The organism is Cyanobium sp. ATX-6F1 (assembly GCF_047395825.1).
GTDB lineage: Bacteria > Cyanobacteriota > Cyanobacteriia > PCC-6307 > Cyanobiaceae > ATX-6F1.
The window spans coordinates 1,673,112-1,688,228 of sequence record NZ_JBCEBF010000001.1; the positions used below are offsets into that span (position 1 = coordinate 1,673,112).

6 protein-coding genes and 6 pseudogenes are annotated in these 15,117 nt (G+C 65.4%); 7 read left to right on the plus strand and 5 right to left on the minus strand.

Going from position 1 to position 15,117, the window contains the following annotated elements:
• Window positions 1–9 precede the first annotated feature (9 nt).
• The 3 genes and pseudogenes from AAF143_RS09605 to AAF143_RS09615 form a co-directional block, all read right to left on the minus strand.
• A complete protein-coding gene (locus AAF143_RS09605; protein ID WP_414026856.1) occupies window positions 10–375 on the minus strand; it encodes a histidinol dehydrogenase in 366 nt (121 codons plus the stop codon).
• 73 nt (window positions 376–448) lie between these two features.
• Window positions 449–874 (minus strand): annotated as a pseudogene (locus tag AAF143_RS09610) (histidinol dehydrogenase); the annotation flags it as partial.
• Window positions 828–1,219: pseudogene (locus tag AAF143_RS09615) on the minus strand (histidinol dehydrogenase). The pseudogenes AAF143_RS09615 and AAF143_RS09610, both read right to left, overlap by 47 nt.
• Before the next feature lie 256 nt (window positions 1,220–1,475).
• On the opposite strand from AAF143_RS09615, the gene rpsT reads away from it, so the two are divergent.
• From rpsT to rlmN, 7 genes and pseudogenes are all read left to right on the plus strand, one after another.
• Window positions 1,476–1,784, plus strand: a complete 309-nt coding sequence (rpsT, locus tag AAF143_RS09620; RefSeq protein WP_414026857.1) for a 30S ribosomal protein S20 — start codon at window positions 1,476–1,478, stop codon at window positions 1,782–1,784.
• 96 nt (window positions 1,785–1,880) lie between these two features.
• Window positions 1,881–2,701 (plus strand): annotated as a pseudogene (locus AAF143_RS09625) (TatD family hydrolase).
• A 208-nt stretch (window positions 2,702–2,909) separates the two neighbouring features.
• Window positions 2,910–6,198, plus strand: a pseudogene (gene rpoB, locus AAF143_RS09630) (DNA-directed RNA polymerase subunit beta).
• 80 nt (window positions 6,199–6,278) lie between these two features.
• Window positions 6,279–8,182, plus strand: a pseudogene (locus AAF143_RS09635) (DNA-directed RNA polymerase subunit gamma); the annotation flags it as partial.
• A gap of 75 nt (window positions 8,183–8,257) precedes the next feature.
• Window positions 8,258–12,370 (plus strand): annotated as a pseudogene (locus AAF143_RS09640) (DNA-directed RNA polymerase subunit beta').
• Between the two features lie 5 nt (window positions 12,371–12,375).
• The gene (locus AAF143_RS09645) at window positions 12,376–12,549 is read left to right on the plus strand and encodes a chlorophyll a/b-binding protein (RefSeq protein ID WP_094561570.1); all 174 of its coding nucleotides are present in this window, start codon (window positions 12,376–12,378) and stop codon (window positions 12,547–12,549) included.
• A 39-nt stretch (window positions 12,550–12,588) separates the two neighbouring features.
• On the plus strand, window positions 12,589–13,638 hold the full coding sequence (gene rlmN / locus AAF143_RS09650; RefSeq protein WP_414026919.1) for a 23S rRNA (adenine(2503)-C(2))-methyltransferase RlmN: 1,050 nt from the start codon (window positions 12,589–12,591) through the stop codon (window positions 13,636–13,638).
• Here the strand turns inward: rlmN and AAF143_RS09655 are convergent, their stop codons facing one another.
• Window positions 13,639–14,721, minus strand: a complete 1,083-nt coding sequence (locus AAF143_RS09655) for an MFS transporter (RefSeq protein WP_414026858.1) — start codon at window positions 14,719–14,721, stop codon at window positions 13,639–13,641.
• The gene (locus tag AAF143_RS09660; protein ID WP_414026859.1) at window positions 14,631–14,903 is read right to left on the minus strand and encodes a hypothetical protein; all 273 of its coding nucleotides are present in this window, start codon (window positions 14,901–14,903) and stop codon (window positions 14,631–14,633) included. Before AAF143_RS09660 ends, AAF143_RS09655 begins: the two co-directional genes overlap by 91 nt.
• Window positions 14,904–15,117: the final 214 nt, after the last annotated feature.

Consider the following 15,117-nt stretch of genomic DNA (forward strand, 5'->3'; position numbering starts at 1 on the left):
CCAGCCCGCTCACGTCAGCCGGCGCCGCACCGATTCGGCGTGGCTGTGGAGTCCTTCACTCTCCGCCAGGCTGATGACGGCAGCCCCGGTGGCCTCCAGGGCCTCCCGGTTGAACCGGATCAAACTGGTGTGGCGCAGAAAGGTCTCCACGCTCAGGGCGCCGGCAAACCGTGCCGTGCCTGAGGTGGGCAGGGTGTGGTTGGGGCCGGCGAGATAGTCGCCCACGGCCTCGGGTGTGTAGGGCCCCATGAAGATGGCGCCGGCGTGCTGGATCTGCTCGGCCAGGCGCTCCGGGTCTTCGACCAGCAACTCCAGGTGCTCGGGCGCAAAACAGTCGCTGAGCCGGGCCGCCTGGGTGAGGCTGTCGCACACCACGATCAGGCCCCCAGTCGTTCAGGGCCGTGCGGGTGATCTCGGCCCTGGGGTGGTTTTCAAGCTGGGCCTCCAGCGCTGCGGGTAGGGCCGCAGCCAGCGCTTCGCTGGTGGTGAGCAGGATGGCTGCGGCCAGGGGTCGTGTTCGGCCTGGGCCAGCAGGTCGGCTGCCACTTGGTCGACGCGGGGCTGTGTGGTCGGCGATCACCAGCACCTCGCTCGGGCCGGCGAGGGAATCAATCGCCACCCGGCCAAATACAGCCTTTTTCGCCAGGGTCACGTAGAGGTTGCCCGGGCCGCTGATCACGTCCACCTGGGGAATGGTTTCGGTGCCGTAGGCCAGGGCGCCGATTGCCTGGGCACCCCCCACCCGGTACACCTCCTCCACACCGGCCAGATGGGCGGCCGCCAGCACGGTGGCGTTGGGTTCGCCCCCGGGGCCGGGGGCGTCACCATCACCAGCCGTTGCACCCCTGCCACCCGCGCCGGCACGGCGTTCCATCCAGCACGGTGCTGGGGTAGGAGGCCCGCCCCCCCGGCACGTAGAGGCCAGCCCGCTCCACCGGTCGCCAGCGCCGACCCAGCTGTTCGCCGTGGGGACCGGTGATGGCGAGGTCGGCGGGGAGTTGCTGCTGGTGGAAGGCCAGGATTCGCTGGTGAGCCAGGCGCAGGGCTTCCTGCAGTGGCGCGGGGTGGCCTGCCATGCCGCCGCCAGCCGTTCGCGCGGAATGCGCAGCGGATCGGGTCGCACGCCATCAAACCGTTCGGTGAGCTCCAGCAGGGCCTGATCCCCCTGGGTCTGCACCTGGGTGAGGATCGCCTCCACACGGGCCATCTCCTCCTGCATGCGGCCGCCGCTAGTGCGTTCGGCGATGGCGGCTAGGCGTTCGGCCGCTGGGCTGCCACCGGCCGAGGGCCTGGCAACGGACGAGGCGTCATCCCGCAGGCAGGTGATCGACAGAGCGGTAGGCGACGCGACCACGGGTCAGGACTGGCGGCAACACGTCGACAAGCTAGTGCGGCACTGCCTTGGCAAGGTTTTGGAGGTTGCTGGGCAGCCTGGCGGTAGGATCCGCGTTTGCCGATCCAGCGTCCGTCCGCCTGTGGCTAATAACAAGTCGTCGAAGAAGCGCATTGAAGTTGCCGAGCGCAATCGCCTCCGCAACCGCAACTACAAGTCGGCCCTGCGCACCTTGATGAAGCGCTGCTTCACCGCCTGCACCGCCTACAGCCAGGAGCCTGGCGAAACCGCCAAAACGGCCGTTCAGACCAGCATGAACGCCGCTTTCAGCAAGATTGATAAGGCCGTGAAGGTGGGTGTGCTGCACAGCAACACCGGTGCTAACCAGAAGTCGCGCCTCAGCGCGGCCGTGAAAAAAGTGATCGAGCCGGCGGTGGCCGCCAGGGCCTGAGCTCCTGCCTCGACAACTTGAGCCTCCGGTGCCCACCGAGGCAGCAGATCCTGGGAATGGCCACAATGGTTGCCATTCCCAGGATTTTGTTGTGCCATGGCTCTGAGCCCAGCCACAGCCGTGACTCCAGCGGCGCTGGTCGACAGCCACTGTCACATCGTGTTCCGCAATTTCGACGAGGACCTCGAGGAGGTGGCCCAGCGCTGGCGGGATGCCGGCGTGCAGGCTCTGGTTCATGCCTGCGTGGAGCCTTCGGAGATTCCAGCGATCCGGGCCCTGGCCGATCGCTTTCCCGAGCTGCGCTATTCCGTGGGAGTCCATCCCCTCGATACCGAGCACTGGCGCGACGACACCGCTGGCGTGCTGCGCCAGGCCGCCCAGGCCGATTCCCGCGTGGTGGCCATTGGTGAGCTGGGCCTCGATCTGTTTCGTGACCACAACCTCGAGCAGCAGCTCGCCATGCTGGAGCCCCAGCTGGATCTGGCGGTGGAGCTGGATCTGCCGGTGATCGTGCACTGCCGCGATGCGGCCGAACCGATGTTGGCCCTGCTGCGCCAGCGGGCTGCGCGCGGTGCTTGCCCCGCGGCGTGATGCATTGCTGGGGGGCAACCCCAAGGAAATGGAGGGGTTTCTGGAGCTGGGTTTTTACATCAGCTTCAGCGGCACCGTCACGTTTCCCAAAGCGGAGGCCACCCATGCCTGTGCCCGGCAGGTGCCCGCGGATCGCTACCTGGTGGAAACCGACTGCCCCTTTCTGGCGCCGGTCCCCCGGCGGGGCAAACGCAATGAGCCGGCGTTCGTGGCGTCGGTGGCGGCGCGGGTGGCCGAGCTGCGTGGGAGAAGCCCTCACGCAAGTGGCCAATACCAGCACTTCCAATGCGGCCGAGCTGTTCCGACTGCCGCTTCACAATGTATGATGTTTCATTGGCCTGGAAGCGGAAGCGCTCCTTGTTGTCGACGTCTGCAGTCTTGAAGCAATCCCGTTGAGCAAGCCCCCTCGGGCAGCCGTTCCCCGCTCGGGGGCGGCTGTTTGTGTGGGCGGCTGCGGGCCGTCAAGACTGCAGCGCCCGCCATGGGGTGCCCCACCGGCCAGTCCTTTCCCACCCGTTCCTGCAGGTTCACCGCATGAGCAGCGCGATCCAGGTCGCTAAGACCGTTACTTACCTGCCCGATTTGGTGGAGGTGCAGCGCGCCAGCTTCAAATGGTTCCTGGAGAAGGGGTTGATCGAAGAGCTCGAGAGCTTTTCGCCGATCACCGACTACACCGGCAAGCTTGAGCTGCACTTCATCGGTAGCGAGTACCGCCTGAAGCGCCCCCGCCACGATGTGGAAGAGGCCAAGCGCCGTGACGCGACCTTCGCGTCCCAGATGTATGTCACCTGCCGCCTGGTCAACAAGGAGACCGGCGAAATCAAGGAGCAGGAGGTGTTCATCGGCGAACTGCCGCTGATGACCGAACGCGGCACGTTCATCATCAATGGCGCCGAGCGCGTGATCGTCAACCAGATCGTCCGCTCGCCCGGCGTCTACTTCAAGGACGAGCAGGACAAGAACGGCCGCAAGACTTTCAACGCTAGCCTAATCCCCAATCGCGGTGCCTGGCTGAAGTTCGAGACTGACAAGAACGACCTGCTGCACGTTCGCGTCGACAAGACCCGCAAGATCAACGCCCACGTGCTGATGCGGGCCATTGGTCTGTCGGACAACGATGTGCTCGACAAGCTGCGGCACCCCGAGTACTACCAGAAGTCGATCGAGGCGGCCAACGACGAGGGCATTTCCTCAGAAGACCAGGCCCTGCTTGAGCTCTACAAGAAGCTGCGTCCCGGTGAGCCCCCTCCGTCAGCGGCGGCCAGACCCTGCTGCACAGCCGCTTCTTCGACCCCAAGCGCTACGACCTGGGTCGGGTGGGCCGCTACAAGATTAACAAAAAGCTGCGCCTCACCATTCCCGATGCGGTGCGCACCATCACCCCTGAGGACGTGCTGAGCACGATCGACTACCTGATCAACCTTGAGCTCGATGTGGGCGGTGCCTGCCTCGATGACATCGACCACCTCGGCAATCGCCGCGTCCGCTCCGTCGGCGAGCTGCTGCAGAACCAGGTGCGCGTCGGCCTGAATCGCCTCGAGCGGATCATCAAGGAGCGGATGACGGTTGGTGAGACCGAGAGCCTTACCCCCGCCCAGCTGGTGAACCCCAAGCCCCTGGTGGCGGCGATCAAGGAGTTCTTCGGCTCCAGCCAGCTGAGCCAGTTCATGGATCAGACCAACCCCCTGGCGGAGCTCACCCACAAGCGCCGCATCAGTGCCCTCGGCCCAGGCGGTCTGACCCGCGAGCGGGCCGGCTTTGCCGTGCGCGACATCCACCCCTCCCATTACGGCCGCATCTGCCCGATCGAAACGCCGGAAGGTCCGAACGCCGGTCTGATCGGTTCGCTGGCCACCCACGCCCGGGTGAATGAGTACGGCTTCATCGAAACCCCGTTCTGGAAGGTGGAGAACGGCATCGTCCACAAGAGTGGCGATCCCATCTACCTCTCCGCCGACCTGGAGGACGAGTGCCGCGTCGCCCCCGGTGACGTGCCGACCGACGCGGACGGCCGAATCACCGCCGAGCTGGTGCCGGTGCGCTATCGCCAGGACTTTGAGAAGGTGCCGCCCGAGCAGGTGGACTACGTGCAGCTTTCACCGGTGCAGGTGATTTCGGTGGCCACCTCCCTGATCCCCTTCCTGGAGCACGACGACGCCAACCGGGCCCTGATGGGCTCCAACATGCAACGTCAGGCGGTGCCCCTGCTCCGCCCCGAGCGTCCCCTGGTGGGCACGGGCCTGGAAACCCAGGTCGCCCGCGACTCCGGCATGGTGCCGATCACCCGGGTCAACGGCACGGTCACCTTTGTGGATGCCACCGCCATCGTCATCCGCGATGACCAGGGCACCGACCATGTGCACCACCTGCAGAAGTACCAGCGCTCCAACCAGGACACCTGCCTGAACCAGCGCCCGATCGTCCGCCAGGGCGACACGGTGATTGCCGGCCAGGTGCTGGCGGATGGCTCGGCCTGCGAGGGCGGCGAGATCGCCCTTGGCCAGAACGTGCTGATCGCCTACATGCCCTGGGAGGGCTACAACTACGAGGACGCCATCCTGCTCAGCGATCGGCTGGTGCACGACGACCTCTACACCTCGGTGCACATCGAGAAGTACGAGATCGAGGCCCGTCAGACCAAGCTTGGACCCGAGGAAATCACCCGGGAAATCCCGAACGTGGCCGAGGAGAGCCTGGGTCATCTCGACGAGATGGGCATCATCCGCATCGGCGCCTATGTCGAAAGCGGCGACATCCTGGTGGGCAAGGTGACCCCCAAGGGTGAATCCGACCAGCCCCCGAAGAGAAGCTGCTGCGCGCAATCTTCGGTGAGAAAGCCCGCGATGTGCGCGACAACTCCCTGCGGGTTCCCAGCACCGAGCGGGGTCGCGTGGTGGACGTGCGCATCTACACCCGCGAGCAGGGCGATGAACTACCGCCCGGCGCCAACATGGTGGTGCGGGTTTATGTGGCCCAGCGCCGCAAGATCCAGGTGGGCGACAAGATGGCCGGCCGCCACGGCAACAAGGGCATCATCAGCCGGATCCTGCCCCAGCAGGACATGCCCTACCTGCCTGACGGCACCCCCATAGACATCGTGCTCAACCCCCTGGGTGTGCCGAGCCGCATGAACGTGGGCCAGGTGTTCGAGTGCCTGATGGGCTGGGCCTCATCGCACCTCGACTGCCGCGTCAAGGTGGTGCCCTTTGACGAGATGCACGGTGCCGAGAAGAGCAAGCAGACGGTGCAGGCCTACCTGGAAGAGGCGGCCAAGCTGCCTGGCAAGGATTGGGTCTACGACCCGGAAAACCCTGGCAAAATCCAGCTGATCGATGGCCGCAGCGGCGAACCGTTCGACCAGCCGGTGACCGTGGGTTATGCCCACATCCTCAAGCTGGTGCACCTGGTGGACGACAAGATCCACGCCCGCTCCACCGGCCCCTACTCGCTGGTGACCCAGCAGCCCCTGGGCGGTAAGGCCCAGCAGGGCGGCCAGCGCCTGGGTGAGATGGAGGTGTGGGCCCTCGAGGCCTACGGCGCCGCCTACACCCTGCAGGAACTGCTCACCGTCAAGTCCGACGACATGCAGGGCCGCAACGAGGCGCTCAACGCCATCGTCAAGGGCAAGCCGATTCCCCGCCCCGGCACTCCCGAGTCGTTCAAGGTGCTGATGCGCGAGCTGCAGTCGCTTGGTCTCGATATCGCCGTGTACACCGATGCCGGCGAAGAAGTGGATCTGATGCAGGACGTCAACCCCCGCCGCAGCACCCCCAGCCGGCCCACCTACGAATCCCTCGGCGTCGCGGACTATGACGACGACTGATCGCTGATTGATCGCGGACCGCTCCTCTGGGCGTTGCCGTGCCACTCCTTCCTCTCTCGATCTCCGCGAGCTCCAAGCCGATGTCCAACAGCAACCTCCGCACCGAAAACCACTTCGACTACGTCAAGATCACCTTGGCGTCGCCTGAGCGGATCATGCAGTGGGGGCAGCGCACGCTGCCCAATGGTCAGGTGGTGGGTGAAGTCACCAAGCCCGAAACCATCAACTACCGCACCGCTGAAGCCCGAGATGGACGGGCTGTTCTGCGAGAAGATCTTCGGCCCGTCCAAGGATTGGGAATGCCACTGCGGCAAATACAAACGGGTGCGTCACCGCGGCATCGTGTGTGAGCGCTGCGGTGTGGAGGTGACCGAGAGCCGGGTGCGGCGCCACCGCATGGGCTTCATCAAGCTGGCGGCACCCGTGTCCCACGTTTGGTATCTCAAGGGCATTCCCAGCTACGTGGCGATACTGCTGGATATGCCCCTGCGCGATGTCGAGCAGATCGTCTATTTCAACTGCTATGTGGTGCTCGATCCGGGCGACCACAAGGACCTCACCTACAAGCAGCTGCTCACCGAAGATGAGTGGCTGGAGATTGAAGATCAGATCTACGCCGAGGATTCGGAGATCGAGAATGAGCCCATGGTGGGCATCGGCGCCGAAGCGCTGAAGCAACTGTTGGAAGATCTCGAGCTCAACGAAACCGCTGAGCAGCTGCGGGAGGACATCGCGGCCAGCAAAGGCCAGAAGCGGGCCAAGCTGATCAAGCGCCTGCGCGTGATCGACAACTTCATCGCCACCGGGGCCCGGCCCGAATGGATGGTGCTGGATGTGATCCCGGTGATCCCCCCGGATCTCCGCCCGATGGTGCAGCTCGACGGCGGTCGCTTCGCCACTTCCGACCTCAACGATCTCTACCGCCGCGTCATCAACCGGAACAACCGCCTGGCGCGTCTGCAGGAGATCCTGGCTCCAGAAATCATCGTCCGCAACGAGAAGCGGATGCTGCAGGAGGCTGTCGACGCCTTGATCGACAACGGTCGCCGCGGTCGCACCGTGGTGGGTGCGAATAATCGGGCGCTGAAGTCACTCAGCGACATCATTGAAGGCAAGCAGGGTCGCTTCCGTCAGAACCTGCTCGGCAAGCGGGTCGATTACTCGGGTCGGTCCGTGATCGTGGTGGGTCCGAAGCTGAAGATGCACCAGTGCGGTCTGCCCAAGGAGATGGCGATCGAGCTGTTCCAGCCGTTCGTGATCCATCGCCTGATCCGCCAGAACATCGTCAACAACATCAAGGCCGCCAAGAAGTTGATCCAGCGCGCCGATGATGAGGTGATGCAGGTGTTACAGGAGGTGATCGAAGGGCATCCGATTCTGCTCAACCGCGCTCCGACCCTGCACCGCCTCGGCATCCAGGCCTTTGAGCCGAAGCTGGTCGATGGCCGCGCCATTCAGCTGCACCCGCTGGTGTGCCCCGCCTTCAACGCCGACTTCGACGGTGACCAGATGGCTGTGCACGTGCCCCTGGCCATTGAGGCGCAGACCGAAGCCCGCATGTTGATGCTGGCCAGCAACAACATCCTGTCGCCCGCTACCGGTGAGCCGATCATCACTCCGTCCCAGGACATGGTGCTCGGCGCGTACTACCTCACGGCGGAGCAGCCCGGCTCGGTGAAGCCCGAGTTTGGCGATCGCGCCAAAACCTTCGCCAGCCTCGATGACGTCATCGACGCCTTTGAAGAAAAGCACCTCGTCGCTGCACGATTGGGTGTGGGTGCGCTTCAGCGGCGAGGTTGAGAGCGACGACGAAGACAACCAGCCCCAGAAGGAAGAGACCCTCAGCGATGGCACCCGCATCGAGCAGTGGCTGTACCGCCGCGACCGTTTCGATGAAGACGGAGCGCTGATCAGCCGTTATCTGCTCACCACGGTGGGCCGCGTGGTGATCAACCACACGATCATCGACGCCGTGGCTGCGACCTGCACGGCCGTTGCGAATCCAGGGTCTGGGTTCCCGTTTTTCGTTTCTCCTTTCGTCTTTCCTCCGCGCGCAGCCATGACCGCCACCCCCGCCAAGAAAACCACCAAGAAGAGCGCCAAAAGGCCGCCGAGGCTGCTGCCCTGGAGAACTGCCGCCATCGCCGCGGTAGCCGCCAGCAAAGCCCTCAGCAAGCAGGCGCCGCCGTTCCGCAATCGCGTGATCGACAAGAAGGCCCTGCGCAACCTCGTGGCCTGGGCGTACAAGCACCACGGCACCGCCGCCACGGCCTCGATGGCCGACGAGCTGAAGGACCTGGGTTTCCACTACGCCACCCAGGCGGCCGTGTCGATTTCCGTCGACGACCTGCGCATCCCCGGTGATAAGGCGGCGTTGCTGGCGGAAGCCGAAGAGCAGATCACCGAAACCGAAGAGCGCTACCGCCTCGGCGAGATCACCGAGGTGGAGCGTCACACCAAGGTGATCGACACCTGGACCGAAACGAACGAACGTCTCGTGGCGGCCGTGCGCCGCAATTTCAACGACAACGATCCACTCAACTCGGTGTGGATGATGGCCAACTCCGGCGCCCGGGGCAATATGTCCCAGGTGCGCCAGCTGGTGGGCATGCGCGGCCTGATGGCCAACCCGCAAGGGGAAATCATCGACTTGCCGATCCGCACCAACTTCCGTGAGGGCCTCACCGTCACGGAATACGTGATCTCCTCCTACGGCGCCCGCAAGGGCCTCGTCGACACGGCTCTGCGCACCGCTGACTCGGGCTACCTCACCCGGCGTCTGGTGGACGTGGCCAGGACGTGATCGTGCGCGAGGACGACTGCGGCACCACCCGCAGCATCCCGATCGACGCCGATGAGAAGGGCGCTTTCGGCAGCAAGCTGATCGGCCGTCTAGCGGCCGAGCCGGTGGTGGCTGAAGACGGCGAAACCCTGGTGGAGCGCGATGGCGAGATCGACGCCCCTGTCGCGGCGGATCGAAGCCGGTGGCGTGAAAACCGTAAAGGTGCGCTCCCCGCTCACCTGTGAAGCCTCCCGTTCGGTGTGCCGCAAGTGCTACGGCTGGGCCCTGGCCCACAACCAGTTGGTGGATCTGGGCGAGGCTGTCGGCATCGTCGCCGCCCAGTCGATCGGTGAGCCTGGAACCCAGCTCACCATGCGGACCTTCCACACCGGTGGTGTGTCCACGGCTGAAACCGGTGTGGTGCGCTCCCTGGTGGATGGCACAGTTGAATTCGGTCCCAAGGCCCGGGTGCGCCCCTTCCGGACCCCCACGGCGTGGAGGCCCAGCTCGCAGAAACCGATTTCACCCTCACCGTTAAACCCACCGGCAAGGGCAAGATCCAGGAAGCTCGACATCGTCAACGGCTCGATCCTGTTTGTGGCCGACGGCGACACCGTTCCCGGTGACACGATCCTGGCCCAGATTGCGGCTGGTGCTGACGGTCAAGAAGAGCGTTGAGAAGGCCACCAAGGATGTGATCTGCGACCTGGCTGGCCAGGTGCGCTATGAGGTCGCGATTCAGCCCAAGGAGGTCACCGACCGCCAGGGCAACATCACCCTCAAGGCCCAGCGCCTGGGCCGGATGTGGGTGTTCAGCGGCGATGTCTACAACCTGCCCCCCAATGCCTTGCCCGTGGTAGAGGGCAACAAGGCCGTCACCACCGGTGAGGTGTTGGCGGAAAGCCGCCTGGTGAGCGAATACGGCGGTGCCGTGCGCCTGCGGGAGAGCGCCGGCGACTCCCGCGAAGTGCAGATCGTTACCGCCAGCCTCACCCTCAAGGACTGCAAGTTGGTGGGCGAATCCACCCACTCCGGTGAGATCTGGCACCTGGAGGGTAAGGACAACATCCGCTACCGCCTCAACACGGCCCCCGGCAGCAAGATCGCCAATGGCGAAGTAATCGCTGAGCTGGCCGACGACCGTTTCCGCACCCAAACCGGTGGCACCGTCAAATTTGCGCCCGGCCTAGCGATCAAGAAAGCCCGCAGCGCCAAGAACGGCTACGAGGTGAGCAAGGGCGGCACCCTGCTGTGGATCCCCCAGGAAACCCACGAGATCAACAAGGACATCTCCCTGTTGATGATCGAGGACGGTCAGTGGATTGAAGCCGGCACCGAGGTGGTGAAGGACATCTTTAGCCAAACCGCCGGCATCGTCACGGTGACCCAGAAGAACGACATTCTGAGGGAAATCATTGTGCGCTCCGGCACCTTGCATCTGGTGTCCGATAGCAAGACCCTCGCCAAATATGCCGATGGCAAGATGGCGACTCCGGGCGAAGAGATCACCAAGGGGCTCAAGACCGAGGCCATGGTGTTCGTCGAGGCGGTCGATACACCGGATGGCGGCGCGCTGCTGTTGCGCCCGGTGGAGGAGTACGCCATCCCCGATGCAGCCCACCTGCCTGAGCTGGGCACGGTGAAGCAGTCCGGCGGCCCCTCGCTGAACCTCAAGGCCACCCAGCGTCTGGCCTTCAAGGATGGCGAGCTGATCAAGAGCGTGGATGGCGTTGAGCTGCTGCGCACGCAACTGATCCTGGAAACCATCGACACCACCCCCAGATGACGGTGGATGTGGAGGCCGTGTCCGACAAGCGGGCCAAGACGATTGAGCGCCTGCAGCTCACCATCCTGGAAACCCTGCTTGTGCGGCGCGACACCCTCTCCGATGCGAGCCATGGTTCAACCCACACCGATCTTCAGGTGGAAGATGGAATCGCGGTGAAGCGTGGAGATGTGGTGGCCACCACCCAGATCCTCTGCAAAGAAGATGGGGTGGTGCAGCTGCCCGATCTGGTCGATGGCGAACCGATCCGCCGCCTGATCGTGGAGCGCGACGGCGACACCCGCACCATCGAACTGGGTTCGGCCAAGCCTGAGGTCGGCCTCGACCAGCGGATTGTGGATGGCGACCGGCTGGCCGAGGGTGTCGAAGCCCCTGCTGCGGGCAGGTGGAGGGCCATCAACGGCAGCACCCTCACCATCCGCCTGGGCCGCCCCTACATGGTGTCGCCCGACTCGGTGCTGCACGTGCGCGACGGCGAGCTGGTGCAGCGGGGTGATGGCCTGGCCCTGCTCGTGTTTGAGCGCCAGAAGACCGGTGACATCGTGCAGGGTCTGCCCCGGATTGAGGAACTGCTCGAAGCCCGCCGTCCGCGGGAATCGACGATCCTCTGCCGCAAGAGTGGCACCGTGCAGATCAAGCAGGGCGAAGACGACGACTCCATTACCGTCTCGGTGATTGAGCATGACGACGCCATCACCGAGTACCCGATCCTGCTGGGCCGCAACGTGATGGTGAGCGATGGCCAGCAGGTGAGCGCCGGTGAGTCGCTGACCGACGGCCCGATCAACTCCCACGAGCTGCTGGAGTGCTTCTTCGAAGACCTGCGCAGCCGCAAGCCCACAATGGAAGCGGCCCAGGAGGCGATCTCCAAGCTGCAGTTCCGGATGGTGACCGAGGTGCAGAACGTCTACAAGAGCCAGGGCGTCTCGATTAGCGACAAGCACATCGAGGTGATCGTGCGCCAGATGACCAGCAAGGTGCGCATTGAGGACGCCGGGGACACCACCCTGCTGCCCGGTGAGCTGATCGAGCTGCGTCAGGTGGAGCAAGTAAACAGCGCCATGGCGATCACCGGTGGGGCTCCCGCCGAATTCACGCCGGTGCTGCTGGGCATCACCAAGGCCTCGCTCAACACCGACAGCTTCATCTCGGCGGCCTCCTTCCAGGAGACCACCCGGGTGCTCACCGAAGCTGCCATCGAGGGCAAGAGCGACTGGCTGCGTGGCCTCAAAGAGAACGTGATCATCGGTCGTCTGATCCCGGCTGGTACCGGCTTCAGCGGCTTCGAAGAGGAGCTGCGGGCTGAGGCCGGCCCCCATCCCGACATCCTCGAGGAAGATGCCATGGGCTATCGCCGCATGCAGAACCTGCGTCCCGACTACACCGTCGAGATGCCGGCTCCGGCCGCGTCGATGGCAGTGCTTGACGATCCCTCCGATGCGGATCTGGAGGCCACCCGCAGCCGCCATGGCATCGAGGCCAGTGCCAGCGGGCTGGCGGCGTTCACCCGCCCCAACCTGGATGACGCCCTGGAGGAGGAGCTGATCGCCGATCCTGCAGCTCTCGAGGGTCTTCAGGAAGAGGGACTGCTCACCGATGAGTGATCACCATGGCTAATTCCCTGCGCACCAGCCTGAACACGCCGGTGCCCCAGCGCCGGCTGCCCCGCTTCGGCTTCCACACCCACACCGAGCTGCTCAATGGCCGCCTGGCCATGCTGGGCTTTATTGCCCTGGTGGCCGTGGAATGGAAGCTGGGGCACGGGCTGCTGATCTGGCCTTGAGCACCGAGCCGGCTGCGCCTCGCCTTGCCCCTGTTGGGGATGGGCCTGCCGGCGCTGGAGCACTGGGCTACCGCCCACGGCCAGGCCGCTTTCCGCGGCCGTCAACTGCACGACTGGCTCTACGCCAAGGGGGTTCGCAGCCTCGAGGGGGTGACTGTGTTGCCCAAAGCCTTTCGCGAGCACCTCGCGGCCCAACCCCCTTCTGGGGCCTTCGATTGGATCGGCCGCTCCCGGGAGCTGCACCGCAGCGTGGCCCGCGATGGCACCACCAAGCTGTTGCTGGGCACGGCCGACGGCCTCAGCATCGAAACCGTTGGCATCCCCGCCGAGGGACGGCTCACGGTTTGCGTGAGCAGTCAGGTGGGCTGCCCGATGGCCTGCCGCTTCTGCGCCACGGGCAAGGGCGGCCTTCAGCGCTCTCTGGCGGTGCACGAGATCGTCGACCAGGTGCTCAGCGTGCGCGAGGTGATGGATGCGCGCCCTAGCCACGTGGTGTTCATGGGCATGGGCGAGCCCCTGCTCAACAGCGAGGCGGTGCTGGATGCGATCCATTGCCTCTGCACCGACCTGGGCATGGCCCAGCGCCAGATCACGGTGAGCACCGTGGGGGTGCCGAAAACCCTGCCCACCCTGGCCGAGCGGGCCCTGGAGCGCCTGGGCCGCGCCCAGTTCACCCTGGCGGTGAGCCTGCATGCGCCGGATCAGCGGCTGCGCGAAGAGCTGATCCCCACAGCCCATGCCTATCCGCTCGAGGCCTTGCTGGACGACTGTCGCCGCTATGTGGCCATCACCGGCCGGCGGGTGAGTTTTGAATACATCCTGCTGGGCGGGCTCAACGACCAGCCCCGCCATGCCGTCGCCCTGGCCCAGCTGCTGCGGGGCTTCCAGAGCCATGTCAATTTGATTCCCTACAACCCGATCGCCGAGGAGGAATTCCAGCGGCCGGCTCCCGGCGCGGTGGAGGCCTTTCGCCAGGCCCTGCAGCAGCGTCATGTGGCCGTGAGCGTGCGCGCCAGTCGGGGTCTCGATGCCGACGCCGCCTGCGGCCAGCTGCGCCGGCGGCTTGAGGAGAGCCTGCAGCCGGCTTGATCAGGTGGGGTCTTTGGCGGGATCGAAGGCCCCCTTGGCCCCGTCGCCGTTCCAGGGGGTGAGCCAGGCCATCAGCAGGAAGGCCGGCAGGGAGGAGGCCACGGTGAGCAGGAAGAAACTGCTCCAGCCCACACCTTCGGCCACAAAACCAGCTTGGCCGGAGAGCACCGAGCGGCTCAGGGCGTAGACCCCAGAGAGCAGGGCGTACTGGGTGGCGGAGAAGCGGGGGTTGCAGAGGCTCATCAGCAGGGCCACGAACGCAGCGCCCACCAGCCCGCCGCCCAGGTTTTCCAGCCCCACCGCCATCAGCAGGGCCGGCATGCCGCCCTTGAAGCTCGCCAGGCCCCAGTAGGACAAGTTTCCCGCCGCCCCCACCAGGGCAAACACCCAAAGCGATCGGTTCATGCCCAACCTGGCGAACAGGATGCCGCCGAGGATCGTGCCGACGATGGTGGCGCCGATGCCCCAGCCGGCCAGCACCGAGCCCACCACCTCCGGCGGGAATCCCTGCTGGATCAGGAAGGGCACGGCCATCACGTTGAGCAGGCCATCGGGCCAGCGGTAGAGCAGCACCAGGGCCAGCAACATCAAGGCTCGGCCAGGGCCGGTGCGGTGCAGGAACTCCCAGGCCGGCCCTGCCACCGCCTGGCGCAGGCTGGACACCTGGTGCTGGATCGGCGGCAGTTTCGGGGCCGTCAGGGTGAAGGGCACCACCAGCAGCATCAGCACCGCCGAGCCAAGGAAGGCCAGGGGCCAGCCGCTGCGGCCGGCCAGGATGAAGCCCCCGGCGCCGATGGCGAGCATGGCGCCGCGGTAGCCGAGGTTGGTGGCGGCGGCGCCGCCACCCGGCCGTTCGGGCAGCAGGTCGGTGCGGTACGCATCCACCACGATGTCCTGGGTGGCGCTCACCAGGGCCAGCAGCAGGGCCATCAGGCCGATGGCCGTCAGGCTGGCGGGATCCTGGCTGGGCCGCAGCAGGGCCATGGCAGCGATCACCAGCACCAGCAGCAGCTGCAGCAGCAGCAGCCAGCCCCGCCGCCGGTCGGGCCAGGGATCGGCCAGCGATCCAGGGCCGGCGCCCAAAACATCTTCAAGGTGTAGGGCAGTTCGGCGTAGGCCAACAGGCCGATCAGCCCGAGCGGCACGCCGGAGGCGGTGAGCCAGCCCTGCAGGAGCTTGGTGCCCACCATGTAGGGCGTGCCGCTGGCCACCCCTTCGGCCGCCACCGCGGCGAGGCGCCGCCAGGTGCCGGAGGACGGGGCCATCAAGCGGGGGCAGTTCGGCGAACACTAGGGGCGATGATGGGTCCAGGCGCTCGCTCACCCCCAAGGCTGTGCAATTTTTTCGCTCCACCCTGCTGCCGGCCGCCATCGTGGTGCTGTTCGGATTGGCGCTCTTTGCCGTGAGTGCTCGGATCTGGTAGGTGCCGTGTAGAGAAGAATCGATTAACTTTAGCAATACGTAACTGAACGAAGTACA